This is a genomic window from Spirochaetae bacterium HGW-Spirochaetae-1, assembly GCA_002839375.1.
GTDB lineage: Bacteria > Spirochaetota > UBA4802 > UBA4802 > UBA5550 > PGXY01.
Genome location: PGXY01000001.1, coordinates 410,608 through 431,100, shown reverse-complemented (window position 1 = coordinate 431,100; position 20,493 = coordinate 410,608). Strand labels below are relative to the sequence as shown.

General features: G+C 50.9%; 19 protein-coding genes. 7 read left to right on the top strand and 12 right to left on the bottom strand.

All coding sequences use genetic code 11. The features are described from left to right. Positions 1–77: 77 nt before the first annotated feature. Positions 78–1,343: a hypothetical protein gene (locus CVV44_01865; GenBank protein PKL41408.1), complete on the bottom strand. Its 1,266-nt coding sequence runs from the start codon at positions 1,341–1,343 to the stop codon at positions 78–80. A 365-nt stretch (positions 1,344–1,708) separates the two neighbouring features. On the opposite strand from CVV44_01865, the gene CVV44_01860 reads away from it, so the two are divergent. From CVV44_01860 to CVV44_01845, 4 genes are all read left to right on the top strand, one after another. Beyond that, positions 1,709–2,308, top strand: coding sequence for a TetR/AcrR family transcriptional regulator (locus CVV44_01860; protein PKL41407.1), 600 nt, complete (start codon positions 1,709–1,711; stop codon positions 2,306–2,308). Positions 2,309–2,378: 70 nt separating this feature from the next. Continuing rightward, entirely contained in the window at positions 2,379–3,497 is a 1,119-nt protein-coding gene (locus CVV44_01855) for an epoxyqueuosine reductase (protein PKL41406.1), read from the top strand. A 132-nt stretch (positions 3,498–3,629) separates the two neighbouring features. Then, positions 3,630–4,823, top strand: a complete 1,194-nt coding sequence (locus CVV44_01850; protein PKL41405.1) for an L-2-hydroxyglutarate oxidase — start codon at positions 3,630–3,632, stop codon at positions 4,821–4,823. Positions 4,824–4,993: 170 nt separating this feature from the next. Next, complete coding sequence (locus CVV44_01845; protein PKL41404.1) at positions 4,994–5,584, top strand: hypothetical protein; 591 nt, start codon at positions 4,994–4,996, stop codon at positions 5,582–5,584. Between the two features lie 248 nt (positions 5,585–5,832). On the opposite strand, the gene CVV44_01840 is transcribed toward CVV44_01845, so the two are convergent. From CVV44_01840 to CVV44_01830, 3 genes are all read right to left on the bottom strand, one after another. Then, a complete protein-coding gene (locus CVV44_01840) occupies positions 5,833–8,205 on the bottom strand; it encodes a hypothetical protein (protein ID PKL41403.1) in 2,373 nt (790 codons plus the stop codon). Positions 8,206–8,704: 499 nt separating this feature from the next. Next, the gene (locus CVV44_01835) at positions 8,705–8,881 is read right to left on the bottom strand and encodes a 4Fe-4S ferredoxin (protein ID PKL41402.1); all 177 of its coding nucleotides are present in this window, start codon (positions 8,879–8,881) and stop codon (positions 8,705–8,707) included. A 109-nt stretch (positions 8,882–8,990) separates the two neighbouring features. After that, positions 8,991–9,458, bottom strand: coding sequence for a hypothetical protein (locus CVV44_01830; protein PKL41401.1), 468 nt, complete (start codon positions 9,456–9,458; stop codon positions 8,991–8,993). Positions 9,459–9,656: 198 nt separating this feature from the next. On the opposite strand from CVV44_01830, the gene CVV44_01825 reads away from it, so the two are divergent. After that, on the top strand, positions 9,657–10,031 hold the full coding sequence (locus tag CVV44_01825) for a sulfurtransferase (GenBank protein ID PKL41400.1): 375 nt from the start codon (positions 9,657–9,659) through the stop codon (positions 10,029–10,031). A gap of 162 nt (positions 10,032–10,193) precedes the next feature. Beyond that, positions 10,194–11,993, top strand: a complete 1,800-nt coding sequence (locus tag CVV44_01820) for a hypothetical protein (protein ID PKL41399.1) — start codon at positions 10,194–10,196, stop codon at positions 11,991–11,993. Positions 11,994–12,038: 45 nt separating this feature from the next. Here CVV44_01820 and CVV44_01815 read toward each other — a convergent pair whose 3' ends face one another. From CVV44_01815 to CVV44_01790, 6 genes are read right to left on the bottom strand one after another with little or no spacing between them, the layout of a single operon-like run. Beyond that, positions 12,039–13,127, bottom strand: a complete 1,089-nt coding sequence (locus CVV44_01815; GenBank protein ID PKL41398.1) for a hypothetical protein — start codon at positions 13,125–13,127, stop codon at positions 12,039–12,041. After that, entirely contained in the window at positions 13,124–14,269 is a 1,146-nt protein-coding gene (locus CVV44_01810; protein PKL41397.1) for a hypothetical protein, read from the bottom strand. Before CVV44_01810 ends, CVV44_01815 begins: the two co-directional genes overlap by 4 nt. Further along, entirely contained in the window at positions 14,251–15,261 is a 1,011-nt protein-coding gene (locus CVV44_01805) for a radical SAM protein (protein ID PKL41396.1), read from the bottom strand. The genes CVV44_01810 and CVV44_01805 overlap by 19 nt, the downstream gene beginning before the upstream one ends. A gap of 14 nt (positions 15,262–15,275) precedes the next feature. Then, entirely contained in the window at positions 15,276–16,316 is a 1,041-nt protein-coding gene (locus tag CVV44_01800) for an ABC transporter permease (protein ID PKL41395.1), read from the bottom strand. Continuing rightward, positions 16,313–17,344, bottom strand: a complete 1,032-nt coding sequence (locus CVV44_01795; GenBank protein PKL41394.1) for a hypothetical protein — start codon at positions 17,342–17,344, stop codon at positions 16,313–16,315. Before CVV44_01795 ends, CVV44_01800 begins: the two co-directional genes overlap by 4 nt. Then, complete coding sequence (locus CVV44_01790) at positions 17,341–18,132, bottom strand: hypothetical protein (GenBank protein ID PKL41393.1); 792 nt, start codon at positions 18,130–18,132, stop codon at positions 17,341–17,343. The genes CVV44_01795 and CVV44_01790 overlap by 4 nt, the downstream gene beginning before the upstream one ends. 273 nt (positions 18,133–18,405) lie before the next feature. On the opposite strand from CVV44_01790, the gene CVV44_01785 reads away from it, so the two are divergent. After that, the gene (locus CVV44_01785; protein PKL41392.1) at positions 18,406–19,155 is read left to right on the top strand and encodes a hypothetical protein; all 750 of its coding nucleotides are present in this window, start codon (positions 18,406–18,408) and stop codon (positions 19,153–19,155) included. Positions 19,156–19,179: 24 nt separating this feature from the next. On the opposite strand, the gene CVV44_01780 is transcribed toward CVV44_01785, so the two are convergent. Both CVV44_01780 and CVV44_01775 read right to left on the bottom strand, forming a co-directional pair. Continuing rightward, positions 19,180–19,701 carry a hypothetical protein gene (locus CVV44_01780; protein ID PKL41391.1) on the bottom strand — a complete coding sequence of 174 codons (522 nt, stop codon included), beginning with the start codon at positions 19,699–19,701 and terminating at the stop codon, positions 19,180–19,182. Between the two features lie 110 nt (positions 19,702–19,811). Continuing rightward, a complete protein-coding gene (locus CVV44_01775; GenBank protein ID PKL41390.1) occupies positions 19,812–20,477 on the bottom strand; it encodes a hypothetical protein in 666 nt (221 codons plus the stop codon). Between the last annotated feature and the right edge of the window lie 16 nt (positions 20,478–20,493).

Sequence of the window (20,493 nt, the reverse complement as noted above, 5' to 3'; positions counted from 1 at the left end):
TCCGTGAACTCCGTGTCACCAGCGAGCTATAGCGAGCGGGCGGTGATATTCAGTGCTGATAAAAACTTATAATCCCTTTACTTCAGTAAAATATACACCATCTCACAGTCCTGGCCTGCCGTCTTCCACTGGGAAATGAAGGAGCTCTCAAGGATAAGGGAATCACCCTTGTTCAGTGATACCGTGTCCGAGTTGATGACCAGGTCAATGGTCCCCCCGGTCACGGTGAGATATTCCGTGCCCTTGTGCAGCAGGATGGGCCCCTCTATGATGCTGTTTTTTGCCACCGTCACGGCATAGGGTTTGATAGAGATATCGTGATGTTCAACAAGTTCTTCTATCATAACCGGTCTTGTCGCCTTGCTCCGCTGGGAGCTCTTTCTTGTTAACTGGTATCCCCGGTCTTTTTCGTTTTCCAGTTCTGTCCCTATAAAGTAGCCCAGGGGCTTGTTGAAAAAAGCCGCCATCTGCACCAGGGACTGCAGGGAAGGCGAAATCAGGTTGTTCTCGATCTGTGATATGGCCCCGGCAGTCATGCCCAGCACCATGGCGAGTTCGGACTGGGTGATCTTTTTCTCCTTGCGGAGTTTCTTCACCTTTTCACCTATGCGGATAACTTCATCGATGCGGTCCGATTTAAACCGTATCTCCTTGTCGATGATCCTGAAATAACGCGGTTCGATATCGTGAAAGGAAGACCTGTTTTCCAGCTTGTTGATGCTGATCTGGTAATAATCCATGTGAGAAGCGTTCAGGGCGAATATCACCTGCGTGATGTGCGTGATGCTGGCGATGAATTCCTTTGAATGGGCGTCGCGCTCAAAAATCCAGTACGCCAGCGTGTTCAGATCGTAGAGCTTGGGACATTTAAAGGCAAAAAAATCAATCACATCCCGTTCGTTTTTCCAGAGCTCGAAGAGCCCTGTAAGACTGTCGAAAATGTAAAAGGAACCATCCTTGTTATCCTTCTCTATATTGTTCAGGACCGAGGTGAACACCGATACATCGCGGGGATTTTCAACACAGATGAAGCGTTGAGGATCAAGATTCCTGTCCTGGTAAAAATCAAGAAAAACAGGATCACTGTTTCCCTTGCCATGTGTAAAGGCGTCAATGAGAGTAATATTTTTTTGAAAAAGATAATCATACCGTTTTTTAATCGTATGCGGGGAGTAATTCGAATTGATATAGATGATATTGCTCTGGAAATCACTGTTGGTATCAAAAAAGGCCTTTATGAAGCTGTCAATGGAGACACCGTCGGAAACCTGCCAGACGACGTTGTCGCCCAGACGGAGGCCTCCCGTTATTTCGTCGATATAAGATACGCCCGTACTTATCATGCTCTCCTCCCGTGCAGCCGCCGTCACTTTTCATGTAAAAGCCAATGACTACATTGGGAGAGGAAGGCATAGCTGACAAGTTATTTTTAGACATAAAATATGTTGAGAGAGAAATATTTATCAGGGAAAAATCATTATAAATGTCGCCACGGGGACACGGCCCCCTAAATCCCCCGGAGGGGGACTTAAGAATGATAATTCACAAACCCCTTCCAGGGGTGGCTAATTTCTGTTCATAGACAGGTAAATTTTTCACCGGGGTCGCAACCGCGACGGGTCTTTTCTCCCGCAATAAATTTTGTTTGACAATATCTCCAGGATCATATATTCTGTACCAAACGGTCAGTATATTACAGGAAACAATCATGACGGAAAAAACAAAGGGCGAAATGACACGGGAGCACATCCTGGGTACGGCAGTATCCCTCATTAATACACGGGGATTCGGGAATACGGGTATTTCCCATATCATCGAGGCCACGGGCGTTAAAAAGGGAAACCTCTACTTTCACTTTCACAGCAAGGAGGAACTGGGCCTTGCCATCATCGACGAGGCGTCACGGCAGTACAACGATTACCTGAAGGGAAAAGTGAAGGGCGATACCTGCGTGGATAAACTCTACAGCCTGGTGGACGCGGTGTTCCGCTATCACCGGAGCCGCGGATTCACGGGCGGATGCATCTTCGGTAATACTGCCCTGGAAATGGCCGATACGAACGAGGAATTCTCCCGGCGCATCAGCCGTATATTCCGGGAATGGGTAAGCATGATAACATCGCTCATTGAGGGAGCTGTAAAGGCCGGCGAACTGGACTCTTCTATCGTTCCCCCGGCTCTGGCAAAGCATGTCGTGGCCCTTCTCGAAGGGGGCATCATGCTGTCACGGGTGAGCAAGGATGAAAGGGATATGCGCCAGTGTATAAGTTCTCTCAAGGAGCTTATCGAATCAAAACGAAATGCATAGAACCAAAGGCATCCACGGTCTGATATTTTACCCTTAGAACGATTAACATACTACACGACGAGGTGCGGCAATGATTAAGAAAGCTGATATAATCACGAAGGCAAAGGAACTGGGATTCGACGATATCGGGTTCACCACGGCGGAACCCTTCACTGAACACCGCAGGATTCTTTCGGGCCGCATGGAGGAATACGGATGGGCCGAGTCGGCCGGGCTGCAGCTCATGAAGGGCTCTGACCCCACAGAGATACTTCCCGGCGCCGGGTCTATCATCGTGCTTCTCGATGTTTACTTCAAGGAATCCTTTCCGGCCTGCATCGAACATAATTTCGGCCGCTGCTACCTCGATGACGACCGTGTTACAAAGGACGGTCTGACTCTGCGTATCAAAAACTTCCGAAGCTATCTCAGGGACAACGGCATCGACTCAAAGGTCCCCTTCAACCTGCCCCACCGGGCCGCCGCGGCCCGTGCGGGCCTGGGCACCTTCGGTAAAAACTGCCTCCTCTATGCCGAACGGGTGGCGCGTAAAAGTTCCTGGATCATCCCCATGGCAGTAGTGACGGACCAATCCTTTGAACCGGACACACCCACTGTACGCATGGGGTGCCCCGACTGGTGCCGGAACGCCTGCGTCGCAGCCTGTCCCACGCGGGCACTGAAGGGAGACGGCACCATTGATCCGCGCCGCTGCATATCCTACCTGACCTACTACGGCGACGGTCTGACCCCCAGGGAGCTGCGGGAACCCATGGGCATGTACGTCTATGGCTGCGACCGCTGCCAGAACGTGTGCCCCCGCAACGAGGCCTGGATGTCCCAGGAACTGCCGCAGAACAGGCGCGTCGCCCTGAAGGCCGAAAACTTCAATCTCTCGCGCCTGCTCCACATGGATAAGGATTACTTTGAAAAACTGGTGTGGCCCCACATGTTCTACATGGGCTACAACAACATCTGGCGGTGGAAAATGAACGTAGCTCGCGTCATGGGCAACAGCGCCGACCCCGTATATGTTCCTGACCTGGTGCGCGCTTTCAGGGAAAACGACGATGAGAGGGTCAGAGCCATGGCTGCCTGGGCCCTGGGACGCATAACCGGCTCCGATGCCCGCATCGCCCTGGAGGAATTCCTCGGCGACAGCAAAGGGATTGTGCGCGAGGAGATTGAGGCGTCTCTTGTCGGAGAATAAAGGGTCAGAGCATACTTTTTACTTAAAAAGGGGTCAGAGCCCCTACACGAAGTCAGAGACCGCTATAATGTATTGACACAATAACGTTTATCCTGCATTTAAATCTCATTGTAAATAAACCAGGAATTTACCATGAAAGAACTGAAAACAGACATACTCATCTGCGGTGGCGGGATCATCGGTCTCACCATTGCCAGGGAACTGGTCAGTCGCGGCAATGCCGACATACTGATCATCGAGAAAGAAGAGGCCGTGGGGCTCCATGCCTCGGGACGCAACAGCGGCGTTCTCCACGCCGGTATCTATTATGCCCCGGACAGCCTGAGGGCCGCATCGTGCCTACGGGGAAACCGTCTCATGAAGGAGTACTGCCGCGAACACGGACTTCCCCTGCTGGAATCGGGCAAGGTGATTGTTGCAAAAAACGAAGAGGAGCTGCCGGTCCTGGACGAGCTGTACCGCAGGGCCCTGGCAAACGGCTCGCCCGTATCAATACTCAGCGAAAAAGAACTGTCCGAACTGGAGCCTTCGGCCCGAACCAGGGTCAGAGCCCTGTATTCACCGGAAACGGCCATGGTGAGCCCCAAAGCGATAATGAAGAGCCTATATGATGACCTGACAAAGCAAAAGAATATCACCATCCTGACAGGGACACAATTTCTGAAACAGCAGGGCTCGGGTTCAATCATCACCGATAAAGGCCCCATTCAATTCAATACTTTTATCAATGCAGCAGGAGCTTACAGCGACCGCATAGCCCATGCCTTTGGCCTAGGATGCGATTACCGGCTCATTCCCTTCAAGGGGACATACCGGAAGCTCTCGCCCGCAAGCGGGGTAACCGTCAGGGGAAGCATCTATCCTGCGCCCAATATTCGAAACCCCTTCCTGGGAGTTCACTTTACCCGGGGTGTCGACGGCACGACCTATATAGGACCCACGGCCATTCCCGCCTTCGGCCGGGAAAACTACGGCCTCGTGGCGGGCATGGACTCCGAGGCTCTGACCCTCCTTCTCTGGGACGCCCTGCTCCTCTTCAGCAATGCGGGCTTTCGCCATATAGCCCTGAGCGAGCCCGTCAAATACATCGGTAAATTTTTCTTCAGGGACGCGGAAAAACTGGTACGAGGGCTCCGTCCCGGCGATATAATGCACTCCGAAAAGTCGGGCATTAGGCCCCAGCTCATCGACAGGAAGAAACGTGAGATGGTCATGGATTTTATCGTGCTCAAAGACGGCGGGACCCTGCATATCCTCAATGCCATTTCACCGGCCTTTACAGCCTCCATGGATTTCGCCCGCATGGTTGTTGATCGGTATCTCTGAGGTGTAGTTCTCTTTTATTCCTATCAGCCTGGGGTCAGAGCCCTCATTGCCTTCTCTTATCCAAAAAAAATGCTCTGACCCCCACTTCCTCTATCACAAAAACTTTTAAATTTTCACACCGCTCCTTCGTCTATATAATTGAAACAACTTCATAAGGAGGAGCGTACTTAATGCCACGACCACTGAGAAATATCGCCCAGGGAAAGACACACCACTGTTTCACCCGTTGCCACGGAAAAAAAGACCTCATGAGAAGCAGCCATGTACGAAAATACCTCATCGAGGCCGTCAAAAAATGTCAGGAAAAGTATGACTTTGAACTAATCGCAGCAGAACCAGTGACAAATCACATTCATATTGTCATCCGTACTCTGGATGATAAAGAAACAGTATCAAAGATCATGCAGTATATCAAGGCGCGCATAGCAGAAATGTATAACCGATCCACGGAATCCACGGGACCCTTCTGGAATGAACGGTTTGGATCAACCGTGATCGAGGAAGCGGAGAATCCAGAGCAGTATCTGCTATGGCTGCTATGGTATATCGGATATAATCCCGTGCGTAAAAAACTTGTACATGACCCACGGCAGGCAGATGTGGGATTTATCAATGTCTATCTGATAGAGAACTACAAGGCACCGGTCAAAATCACCCGGCATCCTTTTTTCACCCGGCTGGGTGATAATTTTTCAGCCTGTGTCGAAAAATTTCTCAGGTATGAGGAGGCGTACCGAAAACGCCTGGCTCCGCCTTTTTAAAAATGATACTGGGGGTCAGAGCCTGGAGGTAGATGTAATGTCGTACAGGCACCTGTTTCCGGAGATGGAATCCCGTGAGGCGGCATAGCGGATCGGATTAGCAATGGAACTGGATGAGATAAAGATGGTCAGGCTTTTAAAAAAGGAGAGAGGGTTGTCCCGGGATCATCTCCGGAACAACCCTCAAGTTATTTGAAAAGCTGCATGCCTGTTACCAAAAAATTACAGCTTTGCCTGCATTATTAATATTACAGCTGTGCACTTCCGCCGAAATACCACATCCTTCCTGGACCGGGATCAAAGGGGTCTGTGTCGTAATCGTCGGTGATGTTCTTGCACATCACATAGAATGTATACTTCTCAGCAAAGGTCTGAGCCACCTTGATGTCGATTCTCAGAGGATTGTGTAGCTGTACTTCCTTGAAATACTGTGTTGAATAATCTTCAGGAGTAGCCGTATCCGGAGTTGATTTCATCACATACTTGATGGCATTTCTTTCATGAATGGCCGACACAGTCATAGCAAAACCTGTTTTCAGTCGACACCGCAGATCAGCCATAAGCTGATGCTCTGGAGTATTTTCATACTTGTCACCTTTATTAACACTGGAATTGGCAATATCAGAATCAATCCTGTTGTTTATAAAGGCATAGGACAACCCTAAATCAACATCAGCATAGTTCATTATATTTTTGAAAGAACTTGTGAATGTAAGCTCTACTCCATGACATTGTACTTTACCTGTATTAAAACTTTGCTTACCAAGCAGAAAATCCCGATAACTTTCAATTTTATCTTTAAAATAATTATAAAAATAATCTGTTCTAAAAGACAGAGCTCTGTCTAGAAGTAATAATTCAAAACCACCGCTTGTGTTATAAGATTTTTCAGGTTTGAGACTATAGCCTGGGAGAACACCTGCATATTGCTGGAGTGAAGGAAACTGGGTTTTCATTGAACCGCTGGCCCGTACAACAAGAAAATCCTTGAGCGGCTCAACAACAGTTCCAACAACAGGATTGAATGAATCAGAAGTTCCCCATATGTAACTGTCATCTGAAATAAGATCCTGTTCAACCATGGAACCGGCGACATTCTTTTTATATTTCGAGATATTTTTTGCATCATAGGAAATGCCGACAGTTGCCTGTATCATATTGTCAAGAAAACTCATTTCATCTTCAAGAGCAAGAGTCAACTCCTGTCCGGTTACATCAGTATCAGGCAACGCCTCCATATCCGTTGCAACTTCGAGATGGTCATCATGCCGGAAGGATATAGCCCCGTTCAGCTTATTCCAGGAGGCGAGCTTGTATGAGGGATAGAGGTTGAATCCGACTGAAAAATCGGTCCAGCGCTCAATAGGCCAGGATAAAATAGTATATTCCGGATCATTATAAAGTTCATAACTATTCAATTGTTTTCGGAAAAAGACATTCCCTTTCACGGAAACTTTATCTAAATCCACAAGAAAATAGGGTGCAACTTTATAATTATAATCCCGGGGGTAGATTGAATATCCTCCGCTGAAGACTTTGCTTACAGAGGGTAAACTCCATAGTTGCGTACTATTATTATAAGATGCAAGTCCACTAGTCTGCGGAGAATAGCCATACTGATCACCGGAATAATAATCAGCCGAAAGTCCGAATTCAATACCATCGGACAACTGATAACCTACCTTTCCCGCAACTTGATATTTCTTATAGTTGGTCTTACTCCATTCTTCTTTGTTGATATAATTATATAATGCATCATTATCATCAACATCATCATCATTAACCATTTCATCAAAATCAAGATTGTTAACTACAGGCGCAATCAGCTTTCTTGCCCACGCAGCTCTGGTTTTAGCATCCAGGCTGTCAGATACATCATATCCATCGGAAACACGTGCCGAGGCTGTAAGCCAGTAGTAAAAATTGCCCATGGGAGCCCCCATGGCAATATTAAAGGCGTTATTATCACTCGTACCGTACTCAATACTGAATTTCGCGAATTCCGATACAGGCTTCTGCGTAATAATGTTGATAGCGCCGATTGACCCGGAAGTTCCGTATAGGGCTGAAGAAGAACCCTTAGTAACGATTATCCTGGCGATATTCTGTACAGGTATTCGGGAAGCATCGATGAATTCCTTAAAGCCGTCCTGTACCGGCAGACCATCAATAAGGACATTCACTTTTGAGTCCCTCCAACCACGCATATAAAAGCCCGTTGATCCGTCGGAACCGGCTTCAACCTTGATACCGGGTACATGACGCAACGCATCTCCCAGATCCTTGCTGCCATGGGCCTCAATATCCTCGGCTGTAATCTCAATGGTCGAAGTGGCGTCCTCAATATTCGCCACGGCCCTGTCCCTTACCACGATCTCACCCATGGTAAACACACCGGCTCCCTTTTTGCCGGTATCCTTCTTTTCTTCCTTTTTCTCCACGGCGGTATTGGCCGTATTGTCGGTACCTTCTGCCGGAACAATATCCTGACCGAACAGAAAAGCGGGTGTTACGGACAAAGAAAATGCCAGTAACAGTGAATTAAATCTCACCTTCATAAAGTCCCCCAAATGATCTTTGTTTTTTTCCGTGAGTAATCCGGTTTTTAAAAAAAGGCACATCTGTTTTAAAGAAAGTTTTTTTATCTGTATGAATTCTTTACAAAGCAGTCCGCCGCTTTACTCACCGGCATTTATTATGCCTTAAAAGGCACAATAAATATGACAAAATTGTCTGTCAAACCTTTTGTAATTTATAGTTGCATTTTGTAAATGACATTATTAATTATTACTAGTATTTACTTTTTCTTACTATTTTACCGCATTGACAGGCTGTATTTTATTCTCATTGATAGCTGCGGAAGCGAGGAAATCGGCCAGTATCATTATTACTCTATAATAACGCTGAACCTCCGGCAAGACAAGGGGTCAGAGCCCAAAACAGGCTCTGACCCTGGGCCGGGCAGACAGGGCAAAACACATCATTTAATAAAAGGCTTTCTCAAGCAGTCATTAAGCGGGGAAAATCAAGAGAAGGATCTTTGTTATGCGGTAATAATTCCGCGGCCGGGGCGTTCTTGCCCGCAGGGGCAGGGAAAGCACCCGACCGCCGGAAGATGCGTCAAACCTCGTGAATACACTCCACGGGACACACATCGGCGCAGGCGCCGCAGCTGGTACAGGCATCCTCGTCGATGATCCTGATTCCGTCATTTTTCGCGGAAATACACTCAACCGGGCACTCGGGCTCACAGGCGCCGCAGGCGGTACATTCATCGGCATTGATTCTATATGCCATGGTCAACCTCCACAGGAGAATTTTTATCTGGTTCAAGAACTCAGCAGATTGATTTTACACAGAAAACAGCGAAATGTCAATACTTTAAACAGCCCGGATTCCGGGGGTCTCATTCAACCTTCCAGTTTTCGTAATACTCCCACCCGACAATAGTGGTCACTTCCTTCAGCTCACGGTTTTTTTCCACCAGCAGGGCCTTCAGCACATCGCCCGACGAAAGCATACCGATATATTCATCATTTTTTTTAATGAGCAGGTGGCGCAGTTTCATGCCGAGAAATTTATCCATGAGATTGTAAACCGAATCGGTATGCTGAGCCCATTTGAGCTGGGTCGTCATATGGTCCCTGACCCTTGATTTACGGCAGTCAAAGCCGTCCTTTGCGGAGTTATGGACCAGGTCCCGTTCTGTCCAGATTCCCACGATGGCATCACGCGCGTCACGGACCAGGACGGCGCCGATATTATTTTTCGCCATAACCTGCAGCGCCTCAAAAAGTGTTGAATCGGCCGGAACCGTTATCAGACTGCCAACGTTTTTTTTCTTTTCTTTTAGAATTTCCCCCGCTGTCTTCATGAATAACCTCTTTTCACCTTTATCGTCAATGATTGATATGATATTCCACGATGTTGAAAAAATCAAGATTATTTTAGTATTTTACTATATTTTTAATTTCGAGATTGACAAAAGTTTCTTTACTATAAAAATCTACCTTCAAAATAATGACGTTGCCGATATAATCAAAATATTCTTTATACAGGGGCGTATTTCCGCATGGATAAAAATACCGACCGAATCAGCCGATTTCTCGCTGTCATGGACGGCTCATTCAGGATGAAGCCGCCGCAATGGGTCCTGGAACAATCACGGGAGGGTCAGAGCCCGGTCATCGTAGATGTCCGGGACAGAGCCGCCTTTGAAAAGTCCAGGATTTCCGGCAGCATCAATATCCCCCTCAAAGAGCTCCCCGATCTCTACGAAAAGCTGATCCCTGACCGACAGGCCATTATTGTCTGCGTCTGCAACGGCAGCGTCCAGTCGGCCTATGCCATTATGTTCCTCTATTCACGGGGATATGACGAGGTTTACAACCTTTCCGGCGGTATGGGCCGGTGGCAGAAGGAAGAGCTGCCCATGGAAAATAAATGAATTTTGACCCATTGGACGGTTTTTTCTTGATTTTTCCCCGCGTCATTTATATGCTCGTATTAGAGTATACTTGCAGTACACGTTAATTCCAGCCGGCTGTGGCCGGCCGGGCCAGTAATCATTATCAATGCAATTTTGCGGTTCCCGTCTTACACTGAGAGCATGTATGCCCCTGGCAATGCTCTGACCCCATTTTTTCCGAAAAGGGGCTCTGACCCCATATTCCAAAAGGAGGATATCATGATAAAACCGGCACAGATTTTACTTATCATTCATTTTCTTCTCGCCGCCATATTGGCGGGATGCTTCCAGGACTCTCCCGCAGGAAGTGACAGGGACCAGGACCGATGCGGCACCGTGGCCGCCGATGCCCTGGCCGGCATAGAGGCCAACGGCCTGACTATCATCGAGTCCGTTACGGCAGAAGGAGCAACAGGTTATCTTGCCGTGGACGGCAACGGCAAAAAATTCCTCATTCTCCAGGGCTCCGCGGAAGCCATGGGCTACCAGATGGGCTATCTCATGGCCGAAGGTGTTTACCGTATGACAAAGGAATTTACCGGCGGTGTCATAAAGTCCTTGAGCGGCATTGATCCCGTGAAAACAAAAATCCTCTTCGACTATATCATAAGCGAGGGCCTTGTATCGTGCAAAAATGCCCTGCCCTCCATACCGGGTTACCTGCAAGAGGAGATGGCCGGTGTGGCCCGCGGGGCCTCGGACCGTGGATACGAGGTGACCTTCGACGATGTACTGCTCCTCAACGAAGGCATAGACGCACTTTTTGCCATGATCATGACCGGCGTGCTTCCCAGCCTGGCCGGAAAGGGAGAGCTGCCCGCGGAAGTACAGGCTGAAATAGAAAACAACAGCGACACGATCGAGATGGATGGTGATGCGGTTCGCTTCCTGAAGGCCGATCCCTTTGTGCTGGGATGTAATGAATTCGTGATATCGGGAAACGCGACTGCCGACGGCGGGGTCTATCACGGCAGGGACTTCATGTTCCCCACGGCCCATATCTATCAGGACGTGGCCTGCATGGCTGTGTATCTCCCCGACAACGGCCTTCCCTTCACCTGCGTCACGGCCCCGGGATTCGTTGGACAGACCACGGGCATCAATTCGCAGGGTCTTTCCATGGGCATGGATGTGGTCATGGGCACCGGCACCAGGAGCACGCCGGGCATGTGCTGCCTCCTGGTCATGCGGGATATCGTGCAGAACTGCCCCGGTCTTGACACTGCCGTGGCGCGCATGAAGACGCAGGACAGGGGCGTATCCTGGCTTTATATTCTCGGCGACGATGAGTACAGCGATACATATACCAACGGCATTGTCATCGAAGAGGGCATGAGTGCCGATAGCAGCGGCGAAGAAATTAACGGGCCCGATACCCTGCGCGCCTGGCAGGAGTACCTGCTGGCGCCGTGGATAAATCTACTCGATAACACGCTTCCCGAGCGCGGCATCATGACGCGCACCCAGGACTGGATCTATCCTGAAGAGTTTCAGGACATCGGTTTCGCCATCACCCTGCCCGACGGCTCCCGAACCCTGGGTCTCTATTTCCCCGAGCAGATTGAATCATGGTCCGACCTGGTCATGGCCACGAACCACTATATAATTCCGCGCATGGCCTTCACCTCCATGGACCCCTGGATTTCACTTGTGCGTGACACCACTGATTCGGAATGGCGCTATGGGGAGCTCTATAAAATTCTGGAGCAGGAATACGGGACCATCGATTTCGATACGGCCCGCGACATTATTGATTTTCTCAATCCCAACTGCGTCTACGGCGACCTGGAATACTATGAGAAGGGCGGCGAGATAGAAGGGCACCATGCCGTCTTTGACAATACGGGGCTGGTCCTTGAAGGGCTTTTTGGCTATTACGGCTCTGACCCCTCGCAGAAGACACCCTGGGCGCGGGTTGAACTGGGCAGTTTTCTGGAATAATACAATGCTGTCGTTGCCATTGTAGGGACAAATCGCTATTTGTCCCTACAATAACGGCGGCTGTCCCTTTAATATCCTGCGGGCCTGTCCGTCCGTAAGAGGATATCGGTAAAACCTCTTGTAGAAGTTACACGTGTATTCCACCATATCCACATCGGAAAACTGACGTGGATACATGGTTTTAGCCATAAAAAGAAGGAAAAGGCCGCCCTCGGTGCTGGCCATGTCCCAGAAAAAAGCACCCCGGGGGATTCTATATACATTTTTTTCCTTTACTGCCTTTACCGATTTCCAGGCGCTCTTGAAAAGCGGCGAATCCGTATCGCCCTGATATCCCACAAAAATAAACGCCGGGTTCCAGGCAATGACCTGCTCCACGGAAACACCGGCAAAATACTCCGTCAGTTCGCGTGAAACCATCTCACCGCCCGCCATAGTTACAGACCAGGCCGTTGTGCTGTTCTTCCCCTGCGTGGAAAGAAGATCACTATGCATGGCGTAATAGACGCGGGGCCGTTCTCCCCGGGGAACGCTATCGATCCGCCGGCGCACCAGGCTTACGATTTCCCGGTAATACCGGCAATACTCCCCGGCCCTGTCAGGAGCGTCCCCTCCCAGTATCTCACCATAAAAACGTATCTCGTCAAGATAGTTGTTAATGAAGGCCTCCATGGTTTCAGGCCGCCGCTTGTCCGTGTAGGGACAAACTCCCGTGAGACCGGCCCGTTCCAGGCTCTCCCTGCTCACGGCCCAGGGCCAGTGGATGACCAGGTCCACCTTGAGTTGCAGCATGCGCTCCACGTCAGCGCCGCCATGGCCATAGGGAGATATGGGGATATTTTTCAGTTCCGGGTTGAGCACATACGACCACGAAGGCATCTCAATGGGAATAAGGGCTACCCTGTCTGCGCCTCCCAGCATGAATATTTTTTCATAAGATGGTCCCGCCAGGCAGGCGATCCGAACGGGCCTTTCGGGAATCAGCATTTTATTTCCAACCCTGTCCGTAACATACCGCCCCCCGTTCTTTTTTTCCACGTCGGTGAAACCGTGAAAAATGAACAGGACAAATCCCGCTACGACAACGACGAGCAAAGACAGAGTGAGTATGGTTATCCGCTCCCGGCGGGTCATTTTCCCCCGTCTCCCCGGATCACGGCCATGGTACCGTAGTTGTACAGGGCGCGGGCAAAACACTCCAGCGCTATGTCGGCGCCCGACATGACATGGGTGATGATACCCCGGCTTCCGGCCGCAATTGTTTTTATACCACGGGACATCCAGGGCGTCGACGGAAGTTCCCTATACGGCCCCGAATAGGGATAGGGCTTGTCAGGCGTGTCTTCAAAGTAATAACGAAATCCCGGCGGATAACTCTGCCGGTAAAGTTCTGTCCCGGTCATGAGGGCCTGGTAGAAATCATCGCCTCCCGTGTAGGTGTACCAGTCAAGCTCGGCACTGCAAGGGCTGCCGCCGGGGATATCATCGCATCCCGCTCCCTCAATCACGACCAGGGCAACCTTCCCGCCCCGGGAAAGGATGCCGTCCATCACCGCAGGCACTGCCGTGATGGATTCCACCGTCAGGGGAGACACGATGGGGATTTCCCGGTCCCGGGCCGATATTTTAAGCAGCGGGCGCGGGCCCGACCCAAAGTTCCTGAAGGCCCATCCCCGCCGCGCCACGGCAATATATTCGGGGAACCGTTCTTTAAAATCATCGGCGGCATCCCAGTCCTTCAACGCCTCTTCACGGGTGAGAAGGCGTTCCATGCCGGGATGTTCCCGCAGATACGCCATGTCATGATCCGAGAGGTCATAAAAACCGCAGTGGACCGGGCCCATGCCCCGGGCACAGCTCAGTCCCTGCAGATTCTGACATTCAATGAAGCCCTCCACGGGAAGCATGGACCCCGTTCCGGCAACCAGCACATCGCCGTCGAAGTTACTTTTAAACTTCTCCAGTGACTGCAGTATACCGTCAAGCAGTTGCCTCCTGTCGTATTCCCCGGGAGAACGGGACATTTCCGTAAAATAAAGGGTTCCCACGGTAATTATCACACAGCGGGGATCAAAAATACCGATAAGGGACTGCGCTGTAGCGAAGGCCCAGTCAACGGACTCCGTTTCGCAGTCGCCGGGATAGGGATGGGCGGACATTATTTCTTTTACCGCCGCCACATCAGCCGTTCTCCGGTCCGGAACCGTGGCAGTGCGTCCCGATCTGAAGTCAACCACCTTCTGCCATTCACCCACGTCTATGATGCCGATGTCCATTGCCCCTCTCCTGTATAGAAATTTATGTTGCCCCTGAAGGCTATGGAGGCCCCGCATGAAGCACAGTTCTTGTCTTTCAATGCATGCCCAGTCATTTTTGCACCGCAGCCTCCCAGGTTGATCCTTTCTATGACGGTTTCACCACAGTCAGGACATCGCGTGCTCACCCACTGCGACCCGGCGAAATTTCCGAAATATATGAAGGGAAGCTCTTTCCGCAGCGATTCAACGCGCCGTGCCAGTTCCTCCACGGATGACACGGCATGACCCGTCATGCGGTACTCCGGCTGCAGCCGGAATACATGCCAGGGGATATGGCGCCCGCAGGAGGCGATGAACTCAGCCATCCTTTCCAGGTCTCCGTCATTAACACCGGGAACCACGGGAGTTGTTATTTCCAGGTGGATCATTTTGCTCAGAATCTCTATACTGCGCTTTACGGGCTCCACGGACCCGCCTCCGGCATGGCGCCGGAAAAAATCATCAGTGAAGCCCTTGAGGCTGATATTTACCGCCTGGCATGCCTCTCCCAGCATCACGGCGCTTTCGGTGGTGAGGAAACCGTTCGTCAGCGACCCCACGGGGATACCCTCGTCGCGGCAGCGGCTGGCCAGGCGGAGAAAGCCGGGAAGGGAAACGGCCGGTTCATTGATGCCGAACACGAGGGAACTGCTTCCCGTCTGCTTCATACGGCGGATCACCGTATCACCGTCGACAGTGCTGAGAACGGCCTTTTCCGGATCTGCCCTGGCGATGAAGGCGTTTGAACAGTAATGACAGTCCAGGTTGCACCCCGCCGACCCGATGATGAGACAGCGGCTCCCGGGCATGAAGTGATACAGGGGTACGGACTCGATATGGCTTACCATGAGAGAAGACCAGCGATCCGGGAAGCGTTCCCGTATTGAACCGTTATCCAGTGTATACATGCGGCACTGTCCGGTGCCTCCTTCTTTAATTTCGCATTGCCATGCGCAGAAAGTACATTCCATATCATACTCCTTGTTTACATCTGCCAGTCTCCGCCCTGCTTGCGCAGAAGCAGGTAGGTGAGAAAGGGCGCCCCGAGAAAGGACGTTATTATGCCGATGGGCATCTCTCCGCCGGGAAGAACGCGCACGATAGTATCCATAACCAGCATGAACACGCCGCCCAGGACCGCTGAAAAGGGAATGACCTGATTATGGTCGGGACCCATGATGAGCCGCGCCATATGGGGAACAACCAGGCCCACCCATCCGATGGCGCCGCAGGCCGAAATGGCCGTGGCTACAATGAGTGTAGCAAGGATAATATAAATGACGCGTTCCCGATGTACGTTGAGTCCCATGGCAGTGGCCTCCTCATCACCCAGAGAAAGGGCGTTGAGGCGCCATCGAAAGAGAATAAGCAGCGTTATCCCCGCAACAGCGGGGGGCAGGACCCGGAAGACATCATTCCAGAGTATCCCCGTAAACCCTCCCATGATCCAGAACACGATTGCCGGCAGTTCCTCATAGGGATCGGCGGTATATTTGATGAAGGAAAGCGCCGCGGTGAAGAGAGCCGAGACTATGACCCCGGCCAGGACCAGGGTGGTCACCGACGATCCCCCGCGCCGCCCTATGCGGTAAGCCACTGTTACAGCCGCGAGGGCCCAGATGAAGGCCGATACCTCGACGCTGACCGTATTCGTCCTCCACAGAATGATAGCCAGGGCGGCTCCGAAAGAGGCCCCGGCCGAAACCCCCAGGATAGAAGGTGAGACCAGGGGATTTCTGAATATGCCCTGAAACACGGCCCCGGAAACCGAGAGGGAAGCCCCTACGATGACGGCCATGATAATGCGGGGCATACGAACCGAACGGATGACGAGAAGCGGTGTTTCCAGATATTCAGGAATAGCCTCTCCCGAAAAGGCCATGCGCACAAGGTCCAGAAGAGTCCCGGCCTCTACGCGATACCGCCCCACGACGAGCGCTGTTATCACCGCAGCTCCGAGAAGAATAATGGAACCGGTGAATACCAGGAACTCCCGACGGAACCGGCTGCCGCGTATTGCCGTCACAGACTTCCCCCCATGGCAGAAAAACTCTTACCGTAAAAAACGGTAAAAAAGTCATCGGCTTCCCGCTGAACATTGATGTCGTCAAAAAGCCGGGGATGCAGTTTTTTCGCCAGCCACAGCATGCCCAGTATGGTTTGCGGCGACGGATAATCCCAGGGATAGAGCCGGCTCGGGTACTCGTATACCCGTTTATGTTTCACGGCATCCACACCGGCAAGCTCGGGCTGAGCCGTCACCTCCTTCACCCTTACGGGGGACAGCTTTATAATGAGGATTACCCCGGGATTCCATGCTATGACCAGCTCCATGGAAACACTGGTCCATCCATGACCGCTGCCCATCCCCCGCAGGGCTCCACCGGCGTTTCTCCCGCCACACAGTTCAATAATATGGTGCTGCATCATCTCGCCCGAACAGGTGGAAAAAAGACCCATGGGGCCCGTGAGATACACCAGGGGGCGCTCCTTTTCAGCTATTCCCTTGAGACGTCGTCGGATCATTTTAATCTTATCATTGTAGTAACGGGAAAACCGGCTGGCCTTCTCCCCGCATCCCAGGACAGAGCCGAGCCTCAGCATGGATTCGGGAAGAGACTCAATGGTCTCGGCCTTTACCGCGTAAGCCGTTATGCCGTACCGGGAGAGACGGAGTCCGCCGTCACCCATTCTTCCCATGGTGAGAACGATATCGGGTCTGCTTTTCAGGATTATCTCCGGGTCTGCGTCAAAAGGGAGGCCTGCCTGTGGCAGCTCCTTTATGGCCGGAACGACCTCATGGTAAAAACTGTTGTCCCGGGAATAGGTGTCCAGGGCAACAAGGCGATGGCCCGCTCCCAGAGCGATGACCATGTGGGCGGCAATGCCGTAGTTGGTGGCGATGCGGTCGATTTTCCCGGGAAGCCGCACCTCATGTCCCAGGTCGTCAATCACGGTGCGGCCCCTGCCGGCATCTCCTCTATCGGAATATCCGCATGCCGTAAAAAAGAACATTAACAGGAACCAGCACAAGAATACCGTTATTTTTTTCACATCGTCTCCTCCATGGGAAAAACGATCCTGTGACCGCCCGTTGTTCTTTCGATAGTAAGGGAAAGTCCGTAGAGTCTTCCCAGAAATTCGGCATTGAAAACATCCTCGCGGCCCCCCTGCCCCACAACCGATCCCGACCGGAGCAGAATCATGCGCCGGCAGTATCGCGCCGCCAGGTTCGGATCGTGCATGGATATGAGCGATATAATCCCCTTCTCCCTGGTAATACCGGCGATACGATCCATGACGGCATACTGATTCCTGAAATCAAGGTGCGAGGTGGGCTCGTCAAGAAGGAGGACGCGAGGCTCCTGATACAGGGCCCTGGCCAGGAGCACCATCTGCTGCTCACCGCCGCTCAGTTCATTAAAGACCCGATGCCCCAGATGGGGGATATTAACCTCCGCAAGGATCCGCATCGCCTCAGCGTGGTCGCGCGTGCCCGGGGTCCACATTCTGCCGTACTGGCCTACACGGGCCATGAGAATCATCTGGAGCACCGTATAGGGAAAGAGCACATGGACCTGCTGGGGGACCATGGCGATCACGGCCGATCTTCTGCTGCGGTTCATGACGGCCGTATTCTCGCCGCCTATGGCAACGGCGCCGCTTCCCATCGTCAGAATGCCGCAGATACACTTAAGAAGGGTGGTCTTCCCTGAACCATTGGGCCCCAGAAGAGCACAGAGGCTTCCCCCGCCCGTTTCAAAGGAAATTCCCTTCAGAATAGAGGTGCTGCCATAGGAAAAGCTGAGATCCTGCACCGATAAACGGCAGTCCACATTCATGAGACCTCACGGATTGATAATGATGATAGCATAACTTCAGAAAAACATATCCTGTTTCCCTGGTTTCATCTATCCTTTCAATTCATGAGCTAAAGTTATATTGTCAAATGAAATATACAAGTGAAGATACAATTTGTAAGTTTTTGTAAGATACTGTAATCCATATTTCCCTAATTTACTATATTTGTTCCATAATAGAGCTTTAAAACTTGACAGAAACAGATTCCCTTCTATTACTGTGTGCTGAATTTAATTTAAAAGGGAGAATGGCTCATGGGAAAGGGATTATACCTCATTTTGCCGGTGATGCTGACCGCAGTCATGGAGTTCCACGGCGTTGCCGCAGAAATCGTCACCAATACCCGTGACCGTATCATCTTCAGTTCCACGGCCCTGAGTCCCGACAAGGGTGAACTGAGCGCAACGGGATACGCGGCCGGGCTCTGGGACATACAGTACAGCTTTAATGAAAACCTGACGGCCGGGGCTTATGTGAACCTCCCCTTTTACGTTATCGGCGCCTTTCCCCATATAACCCTGAACACCCGGATCAGCGAACACTGGTCCGTGGGCGGCGGTGCCATCACGGGCATCATCGGCCCCTATATCGACAATCCCGAACAGTATTATTTATTCATGGCCGGCGGACACCTTGCAGCCACGGGAACCTATGGCCGTCATCTCTTTAATATCAACACCACCATAGCCGCGGTGGCACTGCACGAAAAAGATTATGGTCTCGATTTTAGCAACGGCGCTTTGATAATACCGAATGCGGGATATCGCTATTCCATCAACGGCACCTGGTCCTTCCTGGCTGAAGCTGCAACGGTAATCGGCACTGCAGGCAGTGCCGATATGACGGGAAAATACTGGTTTATCCTGTACGGCCTGCGCGTTGCGGGGGAAACAGTATTTGGCGACTTCGGGTTCTGCTTCCCGGCCTTCAAAGAATATCTCCGGGAGACATGGAAGTATACGCCTCTGGGCATTCCCTACTTTACCATCGGCGTGAAATTTTGATTTACCCTGCCTGTGCTGTAACCTCTATTTTTTCTGCATATTCATCTGCGTCACGATGTCTGTCGATATTTTTTGTGCAAACTGTTCCATGAGTTCCTTTTTGGACTTTGCGCTCTGGCCAATTACCAGGCCTCCCGTGAACAGTCTCATGACAAACTCGCCATTGCCGATTTCCTTCCCCCCGGGAAACATAAAGAGTTGTGAAATAGCGTGAAGCTCATCCACATCGCTGCCGCTACCGCCCCAGCTGATGCTGGCCGGCATCCACAGCACATAGATATACTTCACGCCCAGCCTTTTCTGCATTTTTTTTATTTTCTCGATATCGGTCTGCGTGTAGTCCTCATCAATTTGCACATAAGCCCTGGTCCAGGGCCCCTGTATGCGCACGGGATAATAGGGAAGAGCACCGGCGATATCCTTCTGGCTCAAAACCTTGAAGCGGGAATTTTTCTGCAGTTCATCAGTGACCAAAATGGCCATAGACAGATTCGCCTCGTGGTTGAGTCCCGAGATAACAGCAATGGAGCCTCCTTCGAGCTTCATGTCCTTTTCCTTCAAAGTAAAGGTCTTCATACAGGATGTTAATGAAACCAGCAGCAGTACTGTCAGTACTATATGTAATCTATATCGATACATGGTTCTCTCCTTATTTATTATTTGGCCTGTCCCGTTTCCAGGACCGCCTGAAAATTTTTTACCGTTTCCTCGGCTGCGGAAACCAGGAGCTTGTCAATGGAACTGTTAAAGGGCCTGAACTGGGAATAATAGCTCTCATAAACGGTATTGCAGTGGGCAACAACCTTCTTCTGCGGATAGGCAACGAGCCTCACGGGAATCATTATGCGGAAAAAATCACCTCCCATAAGACCAAAGGGCGCCGTGAATGAACATCCCGTTCCTACGACAAATCCCAATCGTTCAGTCCACACGACTATCACATACTGCGTCTTCAATGATTCCTGGATTTTATTGACAGCTGCCTGGTTGTTTTCCGAAAGGTAATTGCCGCTGATGGACCAGTTATCTGTTTCAACGCCCTGCTTTTCAATGAAGTAACCGGGATAGAGCGGTATCCTTTCCTCTATCTCCTTCTGCTCCATGACTTTAAAGGCCGTTCTCTCTTTCAACAACCGTGTAATTTCCCTTGCCAGCTTGATGTCCTTTTCATCACCGGAACCGGCGATGACCGCAATGGTTCCCTCTTTTATCTTTGCAGTACCGTCTACAATTGAAAACTTATTCGTATGTCCGGCATGACTGCAGCCCGTGATTCCCGCTGTTATCGCCATAAGCACCAGTAATAATACACTTTTACGCATAGGACACTTCATAACT

What these genes read in the sequence shown, in the direction of transcription:
- CVV44_01865 (PKL41408.1), bottom strand. Translation starts at nt 1,343, where the DNA reads ATGATAAGTACGGGCGTATCTTATATCGACGAAATAACGGGAGGCCTC.
- CVV44_01860 (PKL41407.1), top strand. Translation starts at nt 1,709, where the DNA reads ATGACGGAAAAAACAAAGGGCGAAATGACACGGGAGCACATCCTGGGT.
- CVV44_01855 (PKL41406.1), top strand. Translation starts at nt 2,379, where the DNA reads ATGATTAAGAAAGCTGATATAATCACGAAGGCAAAGGAACTGGGATTC.
- CVV44_01850 (PKL41405.1), top strand. Translation starts at nt 3,630, where the DNA reads ATGAAAGAACTGAAAACAGACATACTCATCTGCGGTGGCGGGATCATC.
- CVV44_01845 (PKL41404.1), top strand. Translation starts at nt 4,994, where the DNA reads ATGCCACGACCACTGAGAAATATCGCCCAGGGAAAGACACACCACTGT.
- CVV44_01840 (PKL41403.1), bottom strand. Translation starts at nt 8,205, where the DNA reads ATGTGCCTTTTTTTAAAAACCGGATTACTCACGGAAAAAAACAAAGAT.
- CVV44_01835 (PKL41402.1), bottom strand. Translation starts at nt 8,881, where the DNA reads ATGGCATATAGAATCAATGCCGATGAATGTACCGCCTGCGGCGCCTGT.
- CVV44_01830 (PKL41401.1), bottom strand. Translation starts at nt 9,458, where the DNA reads ATGAAGACAGCGGGGGAAATTCTAAAAGAAAAGAAAAAAAACGTTGGC.
- CVV44_01825 (PKL41400.1), top strand. Translation starts at nt 9,657, where the DNA reads ATGGATAAAAATACCGACCGAATCAGCCGATTTCTCGCTGTCATGGAC.
- CVV44_01820 (PKL41399.1), top strand. Translation starts at nt 10,194, where the DNA reads ATGTATGCCCCTGGCAATGCTCTGACCCCATTTTTTCCGAAAAGGGGC.
- CVV44_01815 (PKL41398.1), bottom strand. Translation starts at nt 13,127, where the DNA reads ATGACCCGCCGGGAGCGGATAACCATACTCACTCTGTCTTTGCTCGTC.
- CVV44_01810 (PKL41397.1), bottom strand. Translation starts at nt 14,269, where the DNA reads ATGGACATCGGCATCATAGACGTGGGTGAATGGCAGAAGGTGGTTGAC.
- CVV44_01805 (PKL41396.1), bottom strand. Translation starts at nt 15,261, where the DNA reads ATGGAATGTACTTTCTGCGCATGGCAATGCGAAATTAAAGAAGGAGGC.
- CVV44_01790 (PKL41393.1), bottom strand. Translation starts at nt 18,132, where the DNA reads ATGAATGTGGACTGCCGTTTATCGGTGCAGGATCTCAGCTTTTCCTAT.
- CVV44_01785 (PKL41392.1), top strand. Translation starts at nt 18,406, where the DNA reads ATGGGAAAGGGATTATACCTCATTTTGCCGGTGATGCTGACCGCAGTC.
- CVV44_01780 (PKL41391.1), bottom strand. Translation starts at nt 19,701, where the DNA reads ATGAAGCTCGAAGGAGGCTCCATTGCTGTTATCTCGGGACTCAACCAC.
- CVV44_01775 (PKL41390.1), bottom strand. Translation starts at nt 20,477, where the DNA reads ATGCGTAAAAGTGTATTATTACTGGTGCTTATGGCGATAACAGCGGGA.